This window comes from Sphingomonas sp. MMS12-HWE2-04 (assembly GCF_044881185.1).
In the GTDB taxonomy this organism is placed as follows: Bacteria; Pseudomonadota; Alphaproteobacteria; order Sphingomonadales; family Sphingomonadaceae; genus Sphingomonas.
In genome coordinates this window covers 2,035,407-2,051,575 of sequence record NZ_CP173254.1, presented here as the reverse complement: position 1 = coordinate 2,051,575, position 16,169 = coordinate 2,035,407, and the positions used below count along the sequence as shown (strand labels likewise).

Below are 16,169 nucleotides of genomic sequence, written 5' to 3'. Positions count from 1 at the left end.
TCAGCTCCGATAATCGGCGTTGATCGAGATATAGCCGTGGGTGAGATCGCACGTCCACACCGTGGCGCGGCCCTCGCCGATGCCGAGATCGACGCCGATCTCGATCTCCTGGCCCTTCAGATGCGCAGCGACGGGGGTCTCGTCATACCCCTCGACCGCCAGGCCGCCGCTGGCCACCTGGGTGGCGCCGAAGCGGATGGCGAGCTTGTCGCGCTCGGCAGGCTCGCCGGCCTTGCCCACCGCCATGACGACCCGGCCCCAATTGGCGTCCTCGCCGGCGATCGCGGTCTTCACCAGCGGCGAATTGGCGATCGACATCGCGATGACATGCGCGCTGCGATCGCTATCGGCGCCTTCGACGGTGATTTCGATCAGCTTCTGCGCGCCTTCGCCATCGCGCACGACGAGCAGCGCGAGCTGGTGGCAGAGATCGGCGAGCGCGGCGCGAAACGCGTCGGCGCCGGCATCCTCGTCATCGGCGAGCGGCGCATTGCCCGCGGCACCGGTGGCGAAGGCGAGGATCGTGTCGCTGGTCGAGGTGTCGCCATCGACGGTGATGCACGAAAAAGTCTTGGTGTTGGCAGCGCTTAGCGCGCGCTGGAGAAACTCGGGCGCCACCGCGGCGTCGGTGAAGACAAAGCCGAGCATCGTCGCCATATCCGGCGCGATCATCCCCGAGCCCTTGATGATGCCGACCAGCTTGACGGTGCGGCCATCGACCACTGCGGTCGTCACCGCTGCCTTGGCGAACGTGTCGGTGGTCATGATCGTTTCCGCCGCGGCTTCCCAGCGCGCCGGCTCGGCGGTGAACGCGGCATCGAGCCCGGCCTCGGCCTTGTCGATCGGCAGCGGCACGCCGATCACGCCGGTGGAGGCGACGAACACGTCCGACGGCGCGCAGCCGAGATGCGCCGCGGCGCGCGCCGCGATCGCTTCCACCGCGGCGCGGCCGCGATTGCCGGTGAAGGCGTTCGAGTTGCCGGCATTGACCACCAGCGCGCGCGCCTTGCCCAGCACCAGCGCCTTGCGACACCATTCGACTTCGGGCGAGGGGCATTTGCTGTTGGTCAGCACGCCCGCGACGCTGGTACCCGCGTCGAGCGTGACGAAGGTGAGGTCGCAGCGGTCCCAAGCCTTGTAGCGCGCACGGGCGACGCGCGGCGTGACGCCGGCAATGGTGGGCAGGGCGGGAAAGGCGAGGGCGAGCGGGGAGGGTTCGGTGGACATGGATCAGCCTGCTGATAGGGTGCGGCTGCTTCGGGCAAGCAGGGGGAAAGATCAATGATTTTGGCGGCTCTGTCGATCGCCCTCCTCCCGCCGGCCGGGCAACAGGTGCCGGGCGCGGCAGGGCCGGCGGTGTCGCCGGTCGTCCCGCCCCAGCGCTATCTTGACGCACTGGCCGCGAAGGGCATTGCCCAGGTGATTGCTGAGGCGCCTGCCAAGGGCGTCGTGGCGCCACGCCCGCTGTCGAGGCCACCGACCAGTGACTTCTATCCTCCGGCAGCGCTGCGCGCCGAGCAGCAGGGTGTGTCGGCGATACGATGCACACTGACCGTTACTGGGGCGCTGGAGAATTGCTCATTGAAGCAGTCGTCGGGCTTTCCCTTGCTCGACGCCGCTACGTTGCAAATGGCGCTCTACACCCGCTACTCCCCGCGGATCGTCGATCGCATACCGGAGGCGAGCGAAGTCGTGTTGCCGGTGCGGTGGATGATCGAATAGCGGGAGACGGGGGGTGTTTTGGTTTCCCCTGATCGCCGCTCTGCCAGCGGCATTTGGCCCCGGCGATGGCGGCGCGCCGCCGATCGCGGTCTGGCATGCGGTTGCCGTGATCGGCATTTCCGAGAGCGGCAAGATCCTGTCCTGCGTCGACGAGACCGAGGGTGGGCCCCCGGCCGGGCTCGGCGACCCGTGCGTGAGCTTCGAGGGTGAAACGCCGCCGCCGATGCTTGAGGGACTGGGCGGTGCGGGCGCGGCACGGCGCGTAACGATTGAAATGGCCATGGCGGTGGACAGCGAGCCGCGTCCCGCCCTTCGGTATCACCAGGCAAGCCAGCTACCCAATGCACTCGCCTCGGCGAGGTTCGACGTATCCGCGAAGGGGAAGACACAGAATTGCCGCAAGCTCGATACCGGGGCAGAGCGCTGGACCGTCAAGCTTCCAAGTCTGTGCAGCGTAGTTCGCCCGTCTTACGCCCCGCCGGTCGATGCCCGCGGCGGAGCGCGACGAGCCAAGGCCACCTTCACCATAGCTTTTTCCACAGCGCGATGATTAGATTAAGCGCGATTTCGATTGGCGTATGAGCCTCCAATCACTATGTCGCGCGCTTCTGCCCTGAGAGAGCCGAATTGAATCTGCTGCTTCTCCTCACTGCGCTGTTTGCGAGCCTGACCGGTATCGGTTCGGGTGATCGCGCGGTGCGCCATGTGCAGGGTGTCGCGGTGGTTCAGGCTGCACAGGTGGCGCAGGCTGCGGCGCACCGCTCGCAGCGGACCATTCCGGTCGTACGCACGCCCCGGCGTGTTGTGGCTGAGGGTGCGGTCTGGCCACGCACCGAGAGCGCGCCATTAGTCGCCACCCATCTACCCTTCGAGCGCCGGCTCGAATAGCGCCCGCGCGGCCCGCTGAGGCGGCGCGCTTTTCGCACTTTCGCATGATGCGGGCACCCGGAAGCCGGATGCGCCCGCCCGATCTCCATCTGATTACGACAGGAAACACCCATGCTCGGCGGCCTGGCCAAGACCCTTTTCGGCTCCTCGAACGAACGCTACGTCAAGTCGCTCGGGAGCATCGTCCAGAAGATCAATGGCTTCGAGCCGGCGATCTCGGCGATGGACGATGCAACTCTCGCCAACCAGACGATCCTGTTCCGCGAGCGGCTCGCGAACGGCGAGAAGCTCGACAACATTCTGCCCGAGGCGTTTGCGACCGTGCGCGAAGCGGCCAAGCGCACGCTCGGCCAGCGCCATTACGACGTGCAGATGATCGGCGGCATCGTGCTCCACCGCGGCGAGATCGCCGAGATGCGCACCGGCGAGGGCAAGACGCTGGTCGCGACGCTGGCGACCTATCTCAACGCGCTGCCGGGCGAGGGCGTCCACGTCATCACCGTCAACGACTATCTCGCCAAGCGCGACGCCGAATGGATGGCGCAGGTCTATGGCTTTCTGGGCCTCACCACCGGCGTGATCGTGCCGAACCTGACCGACCAGCAGCGCCGCGACGCGTATAATTCGGACATCACCTACGGCACCAACAACGAGTTCGGCTTCGATTATCTGCGCGACAATATGAAGTATGACCGCGCTTCGATGACGCAGCGGCCCTTCGCGATGGCGATCGTCGACGAAGTCGATTCGGTGCTGATCGACGAGGCGCGCACGCCGCTGATCATCTCGGGGCCGACCGACGACCGCAGCGAGCTCTATATGGGTGTCGACGCCGTGGTGCGGCAGCTCGTCCCCGACGATTACGAGAAGGACGAGAAGCAGCGCACCGTCGTGCTCACCGAGGACGGCACCGAGAAGGTCGAGCGGATGCTCGAAAATGCCGGGCTGCTCGTGGGCGCCAACCTCTACGACTTCGAGAACACCCAGGTGGTCCACCACCTCAACCAGGCGCTGCGCGCGAACGTGATGTTCAAGCGCGACATCGATTATATCGTCAAGGACGGCAAGATCGTCATCATCGACGAGTTCACCGGCCGCATGATGGACGGTCGCCGCTGGTCGGAGGGCCTGCACCAGGCCGTCGAGGCCAAGGAAGGCGTGCAGATCGAGCCGGAGAACCAGACGCTCGCCTCGATTACCTTCCAGAATTATTTCCGCATGTACCCCAAGCTTGCGGGCATGACCGGCACCGCGGCGACCGAGGCGCCGGAATTCTTCGACATCTACAAGATGAACGTCGTCACCATCCCGACGAACCTGCCGGTGCGCCGCGTCGACGAGGAAGACGAGTTCTACAAGACGATCGACGAGAAGTTCGCGGCGATCGCCAAGAAGATCAAGCTCCACTCGGCCAAGGGTCAGCCGGTGCTGGTCGGCACCGTCTCGATCGAGAAGAGCGAGATGCTGAGCGAATTCCTCAACAAGGAAGGCGTCGAGCATTCGGTGCTCAATGCGCGCCATCACGAGCTCGAAGCCGGCATCGTCGCGCAGGCGGGCCGGCTGGGCGCGGTGACGATCGCCACCAACATGGCGGGCCGCGGCACCGACATTCAGCTGGGCGGCAATCTCGAATTCCGCATCCATGACGAGCTGAGCGAGATGGAAGAGGGCCCGGCGCGCGATGCCGCGATCGAGCAGATCAAGGCCGAGATCCAGGCCGAGAAGGATCGCGTGCGCGAAGCCGGCGGGCTGTTCGTGCTCGGCACCGAGCGCCACGAGAGCCGTCGTATCGACAACCAGCTGCGCGGCCGTTCGGGCCGCCAGGGCGATCCGGGCCTCAGCCGCTTTTACCTCAGCCTCGACGACGATCTGCTGCGCATCTTCGGCTCGAACACGCTGTTCGCCAAGATGATGCGCAACAATATCGAGGACGGCGAGGCGATCGGCAGCAAGTGGCTGTCCAAGGCGATCGAGACTGCGCAGCGCAAGGTCGAGGCGCGCAACTACGATATCCGCAAGCAGGTCGTCGAATATGACGATGTGATGAACGACCAGCGCAAGGTCATCTACGAGCAGCGCGCCGACATCATGGACGCCGATACCGTCGGCGAAGTCGTTGAGGACATGCGCCACGAGACGGTCAACGCGATCGTCGGCGAGGCGTGCCCGCCCAATTCCTACCCTGAGCAATGGGACGTTGCCGGGCTGCAGGAAAAGGTGGGCGCGACGCTCAACGTCGATGCGCCGGTGGGCGACTGGATCAAGGCCGAGGAAGCGATCGAGCCCGAGATCGTCGAGGAGCGCATCCGGGCGCTCGCCGACGCGCATGTCAATGCCAAGTCGGCCGATCTCGAGACCGCGACCTGGACCCAGATCGAAAAGTCGATCCTGCTGCAGAATCTCGACCATCACTGGAAGGAGCATCTCGCGATGCTCGACGCGCTGCGCCAGGTGATCCACCTGCGCGCCTATGCGCAGAAGACCCCGATCAACGAATATAAGCAGGAAGCGTTCGCGCTGTTCGAGCGGATGCTGTCGAACATCCGCGAGGACGTCACTCGCACGCTCGCTTATGCCGAGTTCCGCATGGCGCCGCCCGAACTGCCCGAGCTGCCGGACTTCCTGACCAGCCATATCGACCCGCTCACCGGCGAGGACGATACCTATGATTATGATGCCGGCGCCGCAGGCCTGGTGACGACGCGGATCCCGCAAATGGGCATTCCCCAGCCTTCGGGCGACGATCTCGGCACCGATCCCTCGCAATGGGAAGGCATGGTCAGCCGCAACGCGCCATGCCCGTGCGGATCGGGCAACAAATACAAGCATTGCCACGGCCAGGTCGCCTGAGGCGACCGACCCCGCTCTCACGGAGCGGCGCACAAAAAAGCCTCCCGAGACATGCTCGGGGAGGCTTTTTTATTGCCGGGTTCAGCGGCGGCCGGGCTGGGGCGCCTGGATGCTGGGTCCCAGCCGGTTGAGCACTTCGCGCGCGTCGAAGGCGCGGACATTGTCGGCGGGCTTGGGGCCGCGTCCGGTGACGATCTCGGCCATCGCTTCGTAGCGGTCGACCTGGCGATAGTCCCAGCCGCGATCCATCCAGAAGGGATCGTCCCAGAAAGGATCGTAGCTGCGCCAGCCGCCCCAGCGCGGACGGTAGAAGCGCCAATAGGGGCTCCAGCCGCCCCACGGACCCGGGCCATAGGCGCCGGGCGTTCGATAGGTCTCCGAATGCTTTTCGGTGTCGCGATCGGACAGCACGAAATAATCGCCGCCATTCTGCACGGTCAGCTCGGCGGCGCGGTAGAGCAGATAGCGCTCGACCGTCTCGCGCGAAGTGATGCTGTTGCCCGCAAAGGTGACGCGGAAGCGGTTGCTTTCGATTTGCTCGTCCCAATAGCCCGTTCGGTAGCTGCCGCTGCCGGTCGCGGGCTGATAGGGAGTCGCCGTCATGCACCCGCCCAAAGCGAGCGCGGCGGCGAGCGCCACGACGCGTGGACGCTGTAATCTGCCTTTCAGCATGTTTCCTCCGATAGTTAGGCGTGGTGCCTGACATTCTCGTCTACGGGTTCGAACGCCCGCGGCATTGAATTGGGTCCCGCGCCGGACACGGCGAACGGTGCCTCCAGCACGATTGATGGTTGCTGAACGAAACGCAGATCAGGCGATCCGTTCGGGGACTTCCATCGCTTCCTCGGCCAGCTTCTCGCGCGGCGCCATCGCCTCCCAGGGAAAGATGAACCAGTCCTTGGTCACGCTGCGATCGATCGTTCGATAGCGATAGTCGACCTTCTGGCCCGACAGGCTGTTGTCGAGCAGCACGGTGAAGCGGATATTGCTCGCTTCGGCCCCCTGCGCGGCCAGCGCGGCGCGGAGCTCGCCGATCGTGCGGCCGCTGTCGTTGATGTCCTCGACGAACAGCAGATGCTCGCCCGCCCGGCTGCGCGCCGCGAGCACGGTGACCAGCTCCTCGCCGAACTGAGCGATCCGCGTCGAATGGTCGATCGAGACGAGCTGGAGGCCCATGCGGTGCGACAGATACACCGCCGGGGTCAGCCCGCCACGGCCGACGCCGACCAGCAGGGCCGGACGCCAGCCTTCGCTTTCCATGGCTTCGGCAACGGCGTTCACGCCGGCGACGAGGTCGTCATGGGTGAAATGGGTAAAGACGATATCGGTCATGACTGCGCTTCCACATAGGCGTCGATACGGGCCAGCTGCTCGGAAACGGCATCGTCGGGCAGGAACGATCCGAGAAAGCTGTTGCGCGCCAGCGTAACCAGGTCCTGGCGGCTAAGCTTGCGGCCTGCCGCCGCGGCGCGATAATTGTCGGCAACATAGCCCCCGAAATAGGCGGGGTCGTCCGAATTGATCGTCGCGCGCAGGCCGAGCGCGAGCATGCGGTCGATCGGATGCTCGTCGATGCTCGCGACGTTGCACAATTTGACGTTGGACAGCGGGCAGACGGTGAGCGTCATGCCCGAACGCGCCAGCCGGGTGACGAGCTGCGGATCTTCGAGGCTGCGATTGCCATGATCGAGCCGGTCGATCTTGAGCAGATCGAGCGCTTCGCGGACATAGTCGGGCGGGCCTTCCTCACCGGCATGGGCGACGCGCTTGAGCCCCATCGCCGCCGCGGCGGCGAAGACGCGCTCGAACTTGGCGGGCGGATGGCCGACTTCGGAGGAATTGAGCCCCACGCCTTCGATCTGGTCGATCCAGGGCTGCGCCTGTTCCAGCGTGCGGAAGGCGTCTTCCTCGTCGAGGTGGCGCAGGAAGCACAGGATCAGCTTCGAGGTGAGGCCGTGCTTCTTCTCGGCCTCGGCCATGCCGGCGAGCAGCCCGTTGGCGGCGACGCCGAACGGAATGCCGCGCGCGGTGTGGGTCTGCGGATCGAAGAAGATCTCGGCATGCGTCACGCCATCGGCGGCGGCGCGATCGAAATAGGCGAGCGCGAGGTCGCGGAAATCCTCTTCGGTGCGCAGCACGTCGGCGCCGGCATAATAGATGTCGAGGAAATCCTGGAGGTTCGAGAAATCATAGGCCGCGCGCACCGCATCGACCGAGGCGAAGGGGATCGCGACATTGTTGCGCCGCGCGAATTCGAACATCTGCTCGGGCTCGAGGCTGCCCTCGATATGAAGATGGAGTTCGGCCTTGGGCAGGCCGGTGATGAAGGCGTCGAGATCATGCATCGCCCAAGCATCGCAGGGGCGCGGGAAAGTCGCAAGCGGGGAGCGCAGCGCGCAAGCATGCGTTCGGTGCACATGCCGTCGAGCGTGATCCGCCGCTGGGATTATGACGAGGCCGAGGCCCGGCTCGACGTCACCTTCGTCAGCGGGCGGCGCTACAGCTATCACGGCGTGCCCGCAGAGGTGGCGCAGGGCATGCGCGCGGCAGTGTCCTGCGGCAGCTATTTCAACCAGCATATCCGCGATCGCTATCCTTTTGCCCGGTCGCGGCGCCGAGCGTCAGGCGCCGATTAGGTGCAGCGCGATCTCGCGGCGATGCGGGCGCCGGCGATGTTCGAACAGATAGATCCCCTGCCAGGTGCCGAGCGCCAACCGCCCGGCGATCAGCGGGATCGACAGCTGGATGCCGGTGAGCGTCGCACGCAGATGCGCGGGCATGTCGTCGGGGCCCTCGTCGTCATGCGCATAGCCGGCGCTTTCCGGGGCCAGCCGCGCGACCCAGGCCTCGAGATCGCTGCGCACTTCGGGTGCGGCGTTTTCCTGGACCAGCAGCGAGGCGGAGGTATGACGGCAGAACAGGGTGAGCAGGCCTTCGCTCAGGTCCCGGGCATGAACCCAGTCTGCGACCATATCGGTGATTTCGTGCAGCCCCTGGCGGCGCGTCTCGATCGCAAGGAGGTGCGTGGCCTGGCGCATGGGAAGGGTATGGGCGGACAGGTCTGTCGGCGCAATCGTCCCCCCTGTGCCGGGGAGGATCTATTTTGCGGGCGGGCTGAAATCCGGCGTCTGCGTCGCGACATAGGCGCCCCATCCCGCGGCATCGTGGAAGTCGAGCCCCTTGTCCCAGGCCGCGCCCATATAATAGACGAACGGCTTGCCCGGCGTGACCGTGAGCAGCACCAGGTAATTGTCGGCATCTTCGCGCACATCGGCGATGCTCTTGGGATCGACCATCAGCGCCACCGCCATCGTGCCCTTGTCGGCATCGGTGGGTCCCCACAGCGAGAATTTGCCCGCCGCACGATCGGCGCTGAAGCTGCCCAATGTCTGCGACGTGCCGCGCTTGGCGATGCCGATCGCTACGGTCAGCGGCGCCTTGCTGTCCGATCCGATCGTCGAGGTCAGCCGCGTGAAATTCGTGCCGAGCGGCAGAGTGAAGCGCCGCGTTTCCCAGACTTTGCGCGCGACATCGACTGGCCAGGGCGCATAGGTGACTTCGAAATCGGCGACCTTGGGTCCGGGGTCGAGGATGCGCACGCTGCGATAGTTGCGCGAGGTCCACAGCTTGTTGTCGAACCAGATGCCGAGCCCGCCGGCGCCGCGCGTGGTGCCGACATTGTAGAAGTCGATCCCGTCGCCATGATAGTCATGCTGCTTGCCGGTATCGAGCTGGCGCCGCATGAACGGCCAGCGGACATTCTTGCCCCAGGCGTCGATCCCCGAGGTCGAGGGCGGCTCGGCAGCTTCGAGCGCGCGGCCATAGATGCGGTGCGCGGTGCGATCGTTCTCCCACAGGATGTCGTCATAGCGATCGGGCGCGACGGCGACGTAGGCGCGCGGGGCCTGCCGGTCGGCGGGCGGGGGCGGCATCGGCAATTCCATGCGGGGCATGGCGATCGCGCCATGGGTTGGAGCGACGACCTGTGGCGGCGCCGGATCATAGGCAAGCGCGCGCATCGCCACGCGCTCCTCGGCGCCGCGGGCATAGTCGCGGCGTTGCTGCGGGGTCGCGTCGGCGGGAAGCGGCGGAACCGGATAGGCGTGGAGCGGTTCGAGGTCGCGCGCGGGCTCGGCGAGCGGCAGCGACGTCGGCGCGGCGCCGAGCTTCTCGATCTCGAGCCCGGCGAGGATCAGCGCGCCGGTGCCGTAGAGCGCGCTATCGCCGGGCGCGGTCGGCACCGGCTGGTCGCCGGCGCGCTGGACATGGCCGAGCAGGCCGTTGGGCTGAACGGCAGCGGTGAGCCCCGCCCAGCCTTTGAGCACGTGCGGCAGATAGGTCTTGCGGTCGAGGATGCCGTGGTTGATCCCCCAGGCCATCGCATAGACCATGAACGCCGAGCCCGACGCCTCGGGCCCGGGGAGCGCCGCGGGATCGAGCATGCTCGCGGTCCACATCCCGTCTTCCTTGCGCTGGAGCTCGGCGATGCGCGCAATCATCGCGCGGAAGGTCGCGATATAGCGCGGGCGCGTCGGGTAATCGGCGGGCATCGATTCCAGCACCCGCGCATAGCCGCCGACGACCCACCCGATCCCGCGCGACCAGAAGATCTTCTTGCCGTTTTCGGACCTGCGGGTGACGAAGCGCTCGTCGCGGAAATAGAGCCGCTCCGCTGGATCCCAGAGCCGGTCGTAGGTGCGCCACCACTGGACATCCATCGCGTTGAGATAGGCGGGATCATGGCTGATCGCGGCCAGCCGCGCGAGCACCGGTGGCGCCATGAACAAGGCATCGCACCACCACCAGGTGAGTTGGGGCGGGGCGGGGGTCTTGACCAGCGACGGCAGGGTATAGTCGATCCGCTGGCGCAGCGGCAGGATCATGCCCGGCGCGCCGGTTCGCGCATGGAGCTCGAGATAGAGCTCGCCAATCGCCTGATCGTCGGCGTTGATCATCGAACGCGGGGTCGCGCCGCCGCGAAAGCCGTAATTATAATGTTCGGCGACTTCGCGGAGGAAGCGCAGGATTTCCGGCCGTTCGGAAGTCCGCGCCAGCCGGGCGGCGCCTGTATAGAAGGCGGCGGCGACCCAGTTGGCGCTGGCCTCGCGGATCTGGTTGTTGCGCAGCTTGAGCGGCTGGGTGGCGAGCATGTCGATCTGGGCGAGCGCCGTGTAATCGAGCAGTGCGCGGACCCGGGCGGGATCGGGCAATGTCGTCCCGTCGAAGCGGGTGTCGGGGCGGGGTGGCAGCACCGGGCGTTCGGTAATCGGGATCGGCGCCTGTTGCGCGAACGCGGGGGTTGCCAGAAGCGGAAGCGCAGCCAGCGCCATTCCAAGCCTGCGGTGCATATCGCTCTCCCTGTCTGCCGGTTTTGCCGTGCTTTGTGCCATCATATGAAATAAACTATCACATTGTGCAAACCCTCCATCGCGGCTATTTTGCTGCCAGACCGAAGATCGGCGCGGAGAGGGCATGAAGGGGCAGGCGTTCGCGTTAGGTGCTTTGCTGCTCGCCGGCTGCGCCGGCAATGCGGCGCCCGAGACGATGACAGCCGCGGCCTGGGTCGTCGAGGCCGAACAGCCCGCGCGGGTCGCCTTCGGCCCGGTGATGGACATCGATGCGCCGGCGGGGCTGTCGCTATGGCGGCGGATCCCGTTGAGCGGTCCGGTGGCCATCGCCTTCGATGCGATGGCAGTGGCCCAGGGCGGCCCGAACGACCAGGTCAGCGATCTCAATGCCTTTTGGATGGCCACCGATCCCGCCGCGCCCGACGGGGCGATATTTGCCAGGCCGCGCTCGGGCGCTTTCGCCGCGTATGACGCGCTGACGACCTATTATGTCGGCATCGGCGGCAATCGGAACACGACGACGCGCTTCCGCCGCTATGTCGGCCGCGCGGGCGATCGGCCGCTGCTGCCCGAACACGACCTGCGCGATCCTGCGAACCTGCTCGTCGCCAATCGCTGGACGCATATTCGGCTGATCGCCGACGGCGCGACCATCGCCGTGGAGCGCGACGGGCGGCGCCTGTTCGCACTCGACGATCCCGAACCCTATCGGCGCGGCTGGTTCGCGCTGCGGACGACCAAGAGCCATTTGCGCATTCGCAACCTGCGCATCGGCAAACCCTAGGAGAGAGCGATGCAGGTAACGCGGCGGACGGTGATGCGGGGCGCGCTACTGGCGACGGCGGCCTCCGCGGGGGTGGTGCGCGCCGCGCTGCCACGCCAGGCCGTTCTGGCGGCGCCGGTACGCTGGATCGATGGCGCCGCGCCTGCGCGCCATGCCGGGCAGACCTTTGGCGTGGCCTGGCCGCGGGGCGTGGTCTCCAAGCGCCAGCGGCTGCAGGTGCGCAGCGCCGCAGGGGCACTGGTGGCGTCGCAAAGCTGGCCAACCGCGTTCTGGCCGGACGGGTCGATCAAATGGACCGCACATGCGCTGCCTGCCGATGCGGTGGGCGAGGGCTTCGTCGTCGGCGCCGGCAATGCTGGGCTTCCCGCCGCGCCGGTGCGGGTGATCGAAAGCGCCGACGGCATCACGATCCGATCGGGCGCGCTCGTCTGGGAGATCGCCCGCTCGGGCGATGCGATCGTGCGCAGCGCGCGCAGCGGCGGACGCGCGGTGCTGGGGCGCACGGCGCTGGTCGGCGCGATCGGAACCGGCGCTCCCGAGGGGGAGCGACAGGCGCTTTCCTGCCGGGTCGATCGCGCGACGGTCGAGCAGAGCGGACCGGTGCGCGCGGTGGTCAAGGTCGAGGGTTGGCATCTCGCCGGCGCCCGCCAACTGCTGCCCTTCAGCGTGCGGCTCTATGCCTATGCAGGGTCGGCGGCGCTGCGCATCGTCCACAGCTTCGTCCATGATCTCGATCCTGCCGAGACCTTTATTTCCGGATTGGGCGTCGCCGCCACCGTGCCGATGGCGGGCGAACTCCATGACCGCCATGTCCGCCTGGCGACCGGCGACGAGACGATGTTTGCCGAAGCGGTGCGTCCGCTCACCGGCCTGCGCCGCGATCCGGACAAGCGCGCGCGCGAGGCGCAGGTTGCGGGCAAGCCGGTGCCGCCGATCGCCGAGCTGCGCGCGCCGGTGGGCCAACTGCTCGAGCGGATACCGGCCTGGGGCGACTTCAGCCTTGCCCAGCTCTCCGCCAACGGCTTCACCCTCGCCAAGCGGACCGGCGAGGGGCATGGGTGGGTCGATGCCGGCGAGGGCCGCCGCGCGCCCGGCTTGGGCTATGTCGGCGGCCCGCAGGGCGGCGTCGCGATCGCGCAGCGCTATTTCTGGCAGCGCCACCCCTCCCAGATCGATATTCGCGGCGCCGCGAGCGATAGTGCCACGTTGACTGCCTGGCTGTGGTCGCCCGACGCGCGGCCGATGGACCTGCGGCCCTATCACGGCACGATGGGGATGGAGTCCTACGACGCGCAGAACCAGGGCCTCGATATCACCTATGAGGATTATGAGCCTGGCTGGGGCACGCCAAATGGGATCGCGCGCACCAGCGAGCTGACGCTCTGGGCTTTCGATGCGACGCCCGAAACCCCGGATCTCCAGGCGCTTGCCCGCGCCGCCGCGACGCCGCCGCAGCTGATGGCCGATCCCGCGCACCTCAATGCCGCTGGGGTGTTCGGCGACTGGGGATTGCCTGACCGCTCGACCCCCAAGCGCGCGATGATCGAGGACCGGCTCGCCAATCTGATCGACTTCTACGCCGGCGAAGTCGATCGGCGCAGCTGGTACGGATTCTGGAATCACGGCGACGTGATGCACAGCTATGATGCCGATCGCCACCAGTGGCGCTACGATATTGGCGGTTTCGCCTGGGACAATAGCGAGCTCTCGACCGATCTGTGGCTGTGGTACGCCGCGCTGCGATCGGGCGACGCGCAGACCTGGCGGCTCGCCGAGGCGATGACGCGCCACACCAGCGAAGTCGACGTCTATCATCTCGGCCGCTTCGCCGGGCTCGGCACCCGCCACGGCGTCCAGCATTGGAGTGACAGTTCGAAGCAGCCGCGCGTCTCCAACGCGCTCTATCGCCGGATCTTCTATTATCTCACTGCCGACGAGCGCACCGGCGATCTGATGCGCGAGCTGATCCGCAGCGAAAAGGCGCTGCTCACCGTCGAGATCGGCCGCAAGGTGCCGAGCAAGAAGCAGCGTACGCTTCCCGAGGGCGCGATCGAGATGAGCTTTGGCACCACCTGGTGCACGATCGCCGGGGCGTGGCTCGCCGAATGGGAGCGCACCGGCGACACCCAGTGGCGCGATCGGCTGTTGGCAGGAATGGACAGTATCGGCCGGCTTCCGCACGGCTGGATGACCGGCGGCGCGCGCTATGACCTCAAGAGCGGGCGCTTTCTGGACATGGGCGACAAGATCGGGCTGTCGCATCTCAATGCGGTGTTCGGTGCGGTCGAGGTCAGTTCGGAGCTGCTCTCGCTGATCAACGTGCCGCGCTATCGCGCCGCCTGGCTCGACTATTGCCGGTGGTATAACGCGCCGCGCGCAGACTATCTCGCCAAGTTCGGCGAGCCCTTCGGCCCGCGCAACTTGCGCCAGGGCCATTCGCGGCTCACCGCATATGCTGCGCAGCAGGAAAAGGATCCTGCGCTGGCGCGGCGCGCGGCGGAGGAATTCTATTCGGGCGATGCCGGCATGGGCGTGCCGACCAGCGATCCGCGCGTTACGCTTCCGGGCGGCGTCGTCGAATGGCCGGGCGTCTCGACCAACGGATCGGCGCAGTGGGGGCTCGCCGCGATCCAGAACCTGGCGCTGGTGCCCGAGGCGCTGGACTAGCGCCGGGCGCTTGCAATGCAGGATGTCTGCTGGAATCGCCGCGCCGATTGTCCGGGCCAGGTTGGCCGGCCCGGTGCCGATCGTATAAATCCAGCGTAAACTTTGCGCGCTCGGACGGCGGCCTAGGTCCTTTGCCGGCCGGCTACCGCGTTGCGTCCCCATAGCTGGTCGTAGCGCCAACCCGAGAGATCCTCGACGATCGCCTGCGCCTCGGGCGAGGAGGGGGTTGTCTCGCCCGTCTTGAGCCGCTCGATCTCGGCCATGAGCACGCCGTGGGTCCGGGCGTTGAGGCGGAAGCGCCACGAGGCGACAAGGCCGCCGAGCATGACCAGGATCGGCCCAAGCACCAGCAGCCCGGTGACGGTAGCGATCGCTTGCGGGCTCTGCTGCACCGTTTCGCCCGGCATCCCCTTTGGCGAGGCATAGCCGCCAAGGTCGATGATCCAGCCGGTAAGGATCACCGCGCCGGACTGGGCGAGTTTGCGCACCAGCGTCATCACCCCGGCGAAGATGCCCTCGCGGCGGCGGGCAGTGACGGCCTCGTCGACGTCGGGCAGATAGTTGTAGACCGACCAGGGCACGAAATTCAGCGTGCCGCGGCCCAGGCCTGCGAGCATCACGGGCACGAACATCCAGAAAATCAGCATCGGGCTGAACGCTGGCGATGCTGGGTTGAACGCCGAAAGCGTGTTGCCGCCCAGCGCATGCAGGTCTGCAGTGAAACCAGCCGGCCGGAGAAGATAGAAAGCGAGCAGCAGCACCAGCCCCGCGCTGAAAAAGCCCGACGCGATGCGATAGGCGATCACCGGCCCGGTGCGGATCACGATGTTGATTGCGACCAGCACGGAGATCAGCTGCGCGACGTACATGCTGGTCATCAGCTGCGAGATGATCACCGTCGTGCCCATCATCACCGTGAGGACGAAGATCGGAAAGGCGGTGTTGAAGATGTCCTGCGAGATATAGCCGCCGAGATAGATCGACAGATGTTGGCGGAAGGCGCGGATGCGCAACGTCGAAAACAAGTCGCGGAACATCACGACTGGAATCAACGTCGCCGCTTTGAGGTCGAACGGGGTGGGCTGCACCAGCTTCTCGGCATCGCTGTAGGGGCGCTCCCAGGTGAAGATCACCACGAGCAGCACGACCAGACTGAAGATCGCGCCGAAAATGGCGGCCATGATCAGGAAGGTGCTGGGCGAATCCTTGCCGCCCAGCGCGCCGATGATCAGCGTCGGCAGATACGAAGCGAGGATGGCCGAGCTCTGCGCGATGATCATCCGGGCGCCGGCGAACTTGGCCTTGCGCCGATAGTCGTTGGTCATTTCGGCGGCCAGCGTCTCCCATGGGATGAGGAACATGGTGTAGACGAATTCGAAGAAAATGAAGGTCAGCAGATAATAGGTGAAGCTGTGCCCGGCGACGAAGATGAGGGCGAAGCTGGGCAGCAGCGGAATGGTGGCGATCAGGAAGATCTTGCGCCGGCCGATGCGGCGGCCGAGCCAGGTATGGCGCAGATTGTCCGATACATAGCCGATCAGCGGGCAGGTGATCGCCTCGAGCAGCCGGGGCAAGCCGAGGATGAGCCCGGCTTCGGTCGGCGACAGATCGCAGAACCGGGTGAAGAAGTAGAACAGCCAGCCGGTGACGACCGCCTGCGCGCCGGCGCCCAGCATGTCGCCGGAGCCCCATCCCCAATAATTATACCAGCGCGGTTCACACTGCGCGGAGGGGACGGGCGCGGGGGCGCTGCTGGCCATGAACTCTCCCTGGTAAGTTCCGGTCTCCAAAGGGCAACGCAATCGCCACCCCGTGCCGGTTCTTTACTCCATATTCTGAACTGCTATCATACTATGTGGAACGACATCAAGTCGAGCATAGGAGAGAGGCGATGCGGCACCGGCGGCAGT

Annotated in this window: 14 protein-coding genes; 7 read left to right on the top strand and 7 right to left on the bottom strand. The window is 66.3% G+C overall.

What is annotated here, in order from left to right; translation table 11 throughout:
* Positions 1–1,227: a bifunctional glutamate N-acetyltransferase/amino-acid acetyltransferase ArgJ gene (gene argJ / locus AB2M62_RS09260; protein ID WP_404339649.1), complete on the bottom strand. Its 1,227-nt coding sequence runs from the start codon at positions 1,225–1,227 to the stop codon at positions 1–3.
* A 54-nt stretch (positions 1,228–1,281) separates the two neighbouring features.
* On the opposite strand from argJ, the gene AB2M62_RS09255 reads away from it, so the two are divergent.
* The 4 genes from AB2M62_RS09255 to secA all read left to right on the top strand — a co-directional run bounded on the left by AB2M62_RS09255 (position 1,282) and on the right by secA (position 5,460).
* Positions 1,282–1,722, top strand: a complete 441-nt coding sequence (locus AB2M62_RS09255) for an energy transducer TonB (RefSeq protein ID WP_404339647.1) — start codon at positions 1,282–1,284, stop codon at positions 1,720–1,722.
* A 13-nt stretch (positions 1,723–1,735) separates the two neighbouring features.
* A complete protein-coding gene (locus tag AB2M62_RS09250) occupies positions 1,736–2,272 on the top strand; it encodes a hypothetical protein (protein WP_404339645.1) in 537 nt (178 codons plus the stop codon).
* Positions 2,273–2,349: 77 nt separating this feature from the next.
* Positions 2,350–2,610 (top strand): hypothetical protein, encoded by a 261-nt coding sequence (locus tag AB2M62_RS09245; RefSeq protein WP_404339643.1) that lies wholly within the window; start codon positions 2,350–2,352, stop codon positions 2,608–2,610.
* Positions 2,611–2,721: 111 nt separating this feature from the next.
* Positions 2,722–5,460, top strand: a complete 2,739-nt coding sequence (secA, locus tag AB2M62_RS09240) for a preprotein translocase subunit SecA (protein WP_404339641.1) — start codon at positions 2,722–2,724, stop codon at positions 5,458–5,460.
* Positions 5,461–5,541: 81 nt separating this feature from the next.
* On the opposite strand, the gene AB2M62_RS09235 is transcribed toward secA, so the two are convergent.
* The 3 genes from AB2M62_RS09235 to AB2M62_RS09225 all read right to left on the bottom strand — a co-directional run bounded on the left by AB2M62_RS09235 (position 5,542) and on the right by AB2M62_RS09225 (position 7,805).
* Positions 5,542–6,063 carry a CC0125/CC1285 family lipoprotein gene (locus AB2M62_RS09235; protein WP_404339639.1) on the bottom strand — a complete coding sequence of 174 codons (522 nt, stop codon included), beginning with the start codon at positions 6,061–6,063 and terminating at the stop codon, positions 5,542–5,544.
* A gap of 207 nt (positions 6,064–6,270) precedes the next feature.
* Complete coding sequence (locus AB2M62_RS09230) at positions 6,271–6,792, bottom strand: phosphoribosyltransferase (RefSeq protein ID WP_404339637.1); 522 nt, start codon at positions 6,790–6,792, stop codon at positions 6,271–6,273.
* Complete coding sequence (locus AB2M62_RS09225) at positions 6,789–7,805, bottom strand: adenosine deaminase (protein WP_404339635.1); 1,017 nt, start codon at positions 7,803–7,805, stop codon at positions 6,789–6,791. The genes AB2M62_RS09230 and AB2M62_RS09225 overlap by 4 nt, the downstream gene beginning before the upstream one ends.
* Positions 7,806–7,862: 57 nt before the next feature.
* Between AB2M62_RS09225 and AB2M62_RS09220 the strand changes: the two genes are divergently transcribed.
* Entirely contained in the window at positions 7,863–8,096 is a 234-nt protein-coding gene (locus AB2M62_RS09220; RefSeq protein ID WP_404339633.1) for a KTSC domain-containing protein, read from the top strand.
* On the opposite strand, the gene AB2M62_RS09215 is transcribed toward AB2M62_RS09220, so the two are convergent.
* Together AB2M62_RS09215 and AB2M62_RS09210 are read right to left on the bottom strand one after the other, a co-directional pair.
* Complete coding sequence (locus tag AB2M62_RS09215; RefSeq protein WP_404339631.1) at positions 8,082–8,498, bottom strand: secondary thiamine-phosphate synthase enzyme YjbQ; 417 nt, start codon at positions 8,496–8,498, stop codon at positions 8,082–8,084. The two genes, AB2M62_RS09220 and AB2M62_RS09215, sit on opposite strands and share 15 nt — an antisense overlap.
* A gap of 60 nt (positions 8,499–8,558) precedes the next feature.
* A complete protein-coding gene (locus AB2M62_RS09210; protein WP_404339630.1) occupies positions 8,559–10,808 on the bottom strand; it encodes a glycoside hydrolase family 88 protein in 2,250 nt (749 codons plus the stop codon).
* Between the two features lie 124 nt (positions 10,809–10,932).
* Here AB2M62_RS09210 and AB2M62_RS09205 point away from each other — a divergent pair, with 124 nt between their 5' ends.
* A complete protein-coding gene (locus AB2M62_RS09205) occupies positions 10,933–11,592 on the top strand; it encodes a DUF6250 domain-containing protein (RefSeq protein WP_404339628.1) in 660 nt (219 codons plus the stop codon).
* A gap of 9 nt (positions 11,593–11,601) precedes the next feature.
* Complete coding sequence (locus tag AB2M62_RS09200) at positions 11,602–14,259, top strand: Tat pathway signal sequence domain protein (RefSeq protein ID WP_404339626.1); 2,658 nt, start codon at positions 11,602–11,604, stop codon at positions 14,257–14,259.
* A 122-nt stretch (positions 14,260–14,381) separates the two neighbouring features.
* On the opposite strand, the gene AB2M62_RS09195 is transcribed toward AB2M62_RS09200, so the two are convergent.
* A complete protein-coding gene (locus tag AB2M62_RS09195; protein WP_404339624.1) occupies positions 14,382–16,019 on the bottom strand; it encodes an MFS transporter in 1,638 nt (545 codons plus the stop codon).
* Positions 16,020–16,169: the final 150 nt, after the last annotated feature.

What these genes read in the sequence shown, in the direction of transcription:
- argJ (WP_404339649.1), bottom strand. Translation starts at nt 1,227, where the DNA reads ATGTCCACCGAACCCTCCCCGCTCGCCCTCGCCTTTCCCGCCCTGCCC.
- AB2M62_RS09255 (WP_404339647.1), top strand. Translation starts at nt 1,282, where the DNA reads ATGATTTTGGCGGCTCTGTCGATCGCCCTCCTCCCGCCGGCCGGGCAA.
- secA (WP_404339641.1), top strand. Translation starts at nt 2,722, where the DNA reads ATGCTCGGCGGCCTGGCCAAGACCCTTTTCGGCTCCTCGAACGAACGC.
- AB2M62_RS09235 (WP_404339639.1), bottom strand. Translation starts at nt 6,063, where the DNA reads ATGACGGCGACTCCCTATCAGCCCGCGACCGGCAGCGGCAGCTACCGA.
- AB2M62_RS09230 (WP_404339637.1), bottom strand. Translation starts at nt 6,792, where the DNA reads ATGACCGATATCGTCTTTACCCATTTCACCCATGACGACCTCGTCGCC.
- AB2M62_RS09225 (WP_404339635.1), bottom strand. Translation starts at nt 7,805, where the DNA reads ATGCATGATCTCGACGCCTTCATCACCGGCCTGCCCAAGGCCGAACTC.
- AB2M62_RS09220 (WP_404339633.1), top strand. Translation starts at nt 7,863, where the DNA reads ATGCGTTCGGTGCACATGCCGTCGAGCGTGATCCGCCGCTGGGATTAT.
- AB2M62_RS09215 (WP_404339631.1), bottom strand. Translation starts at nt 8,498, where the DNA reads ATGCGCCAGGCCACGCACCTCCTTGCGATCGAGACGCGCCGCCAGGGG.
- AB2M62_RS09210 (WP_404339630.1), bottom strand. Translation starts at nt 10,808, where the DNA reads ATGCACCGCAGGCTTGGAATGGCGCTGGCTGCGCTTCCGCTTCTGGCA.
- AB2M62_RS09205 (WP_404339628.1), top strand. Translation starts at nt 10,933, where the DNA reads ATGAAGGGGCAGGCGTTCGCGTTAGGTGCTTTGCTGCTCGCCGGCTGC.
- AB2M62_RS09200 (WP_404339626.1), top strand. Translation starts at nt 11,602, where the DNA reads ATGCAGGTAACGCGGCGGACGGTGATGCGGGGCGCGCTACTGGCGACG.
- AB2M62_RS09195 (WP_404339624.1), bottom strand. Translation starts at nt 16,019, where the DNA reads ATGGCCAGCAGCGCCCCCGCGCCCGTCCCCTCCGCGCAGTGTGAACCG.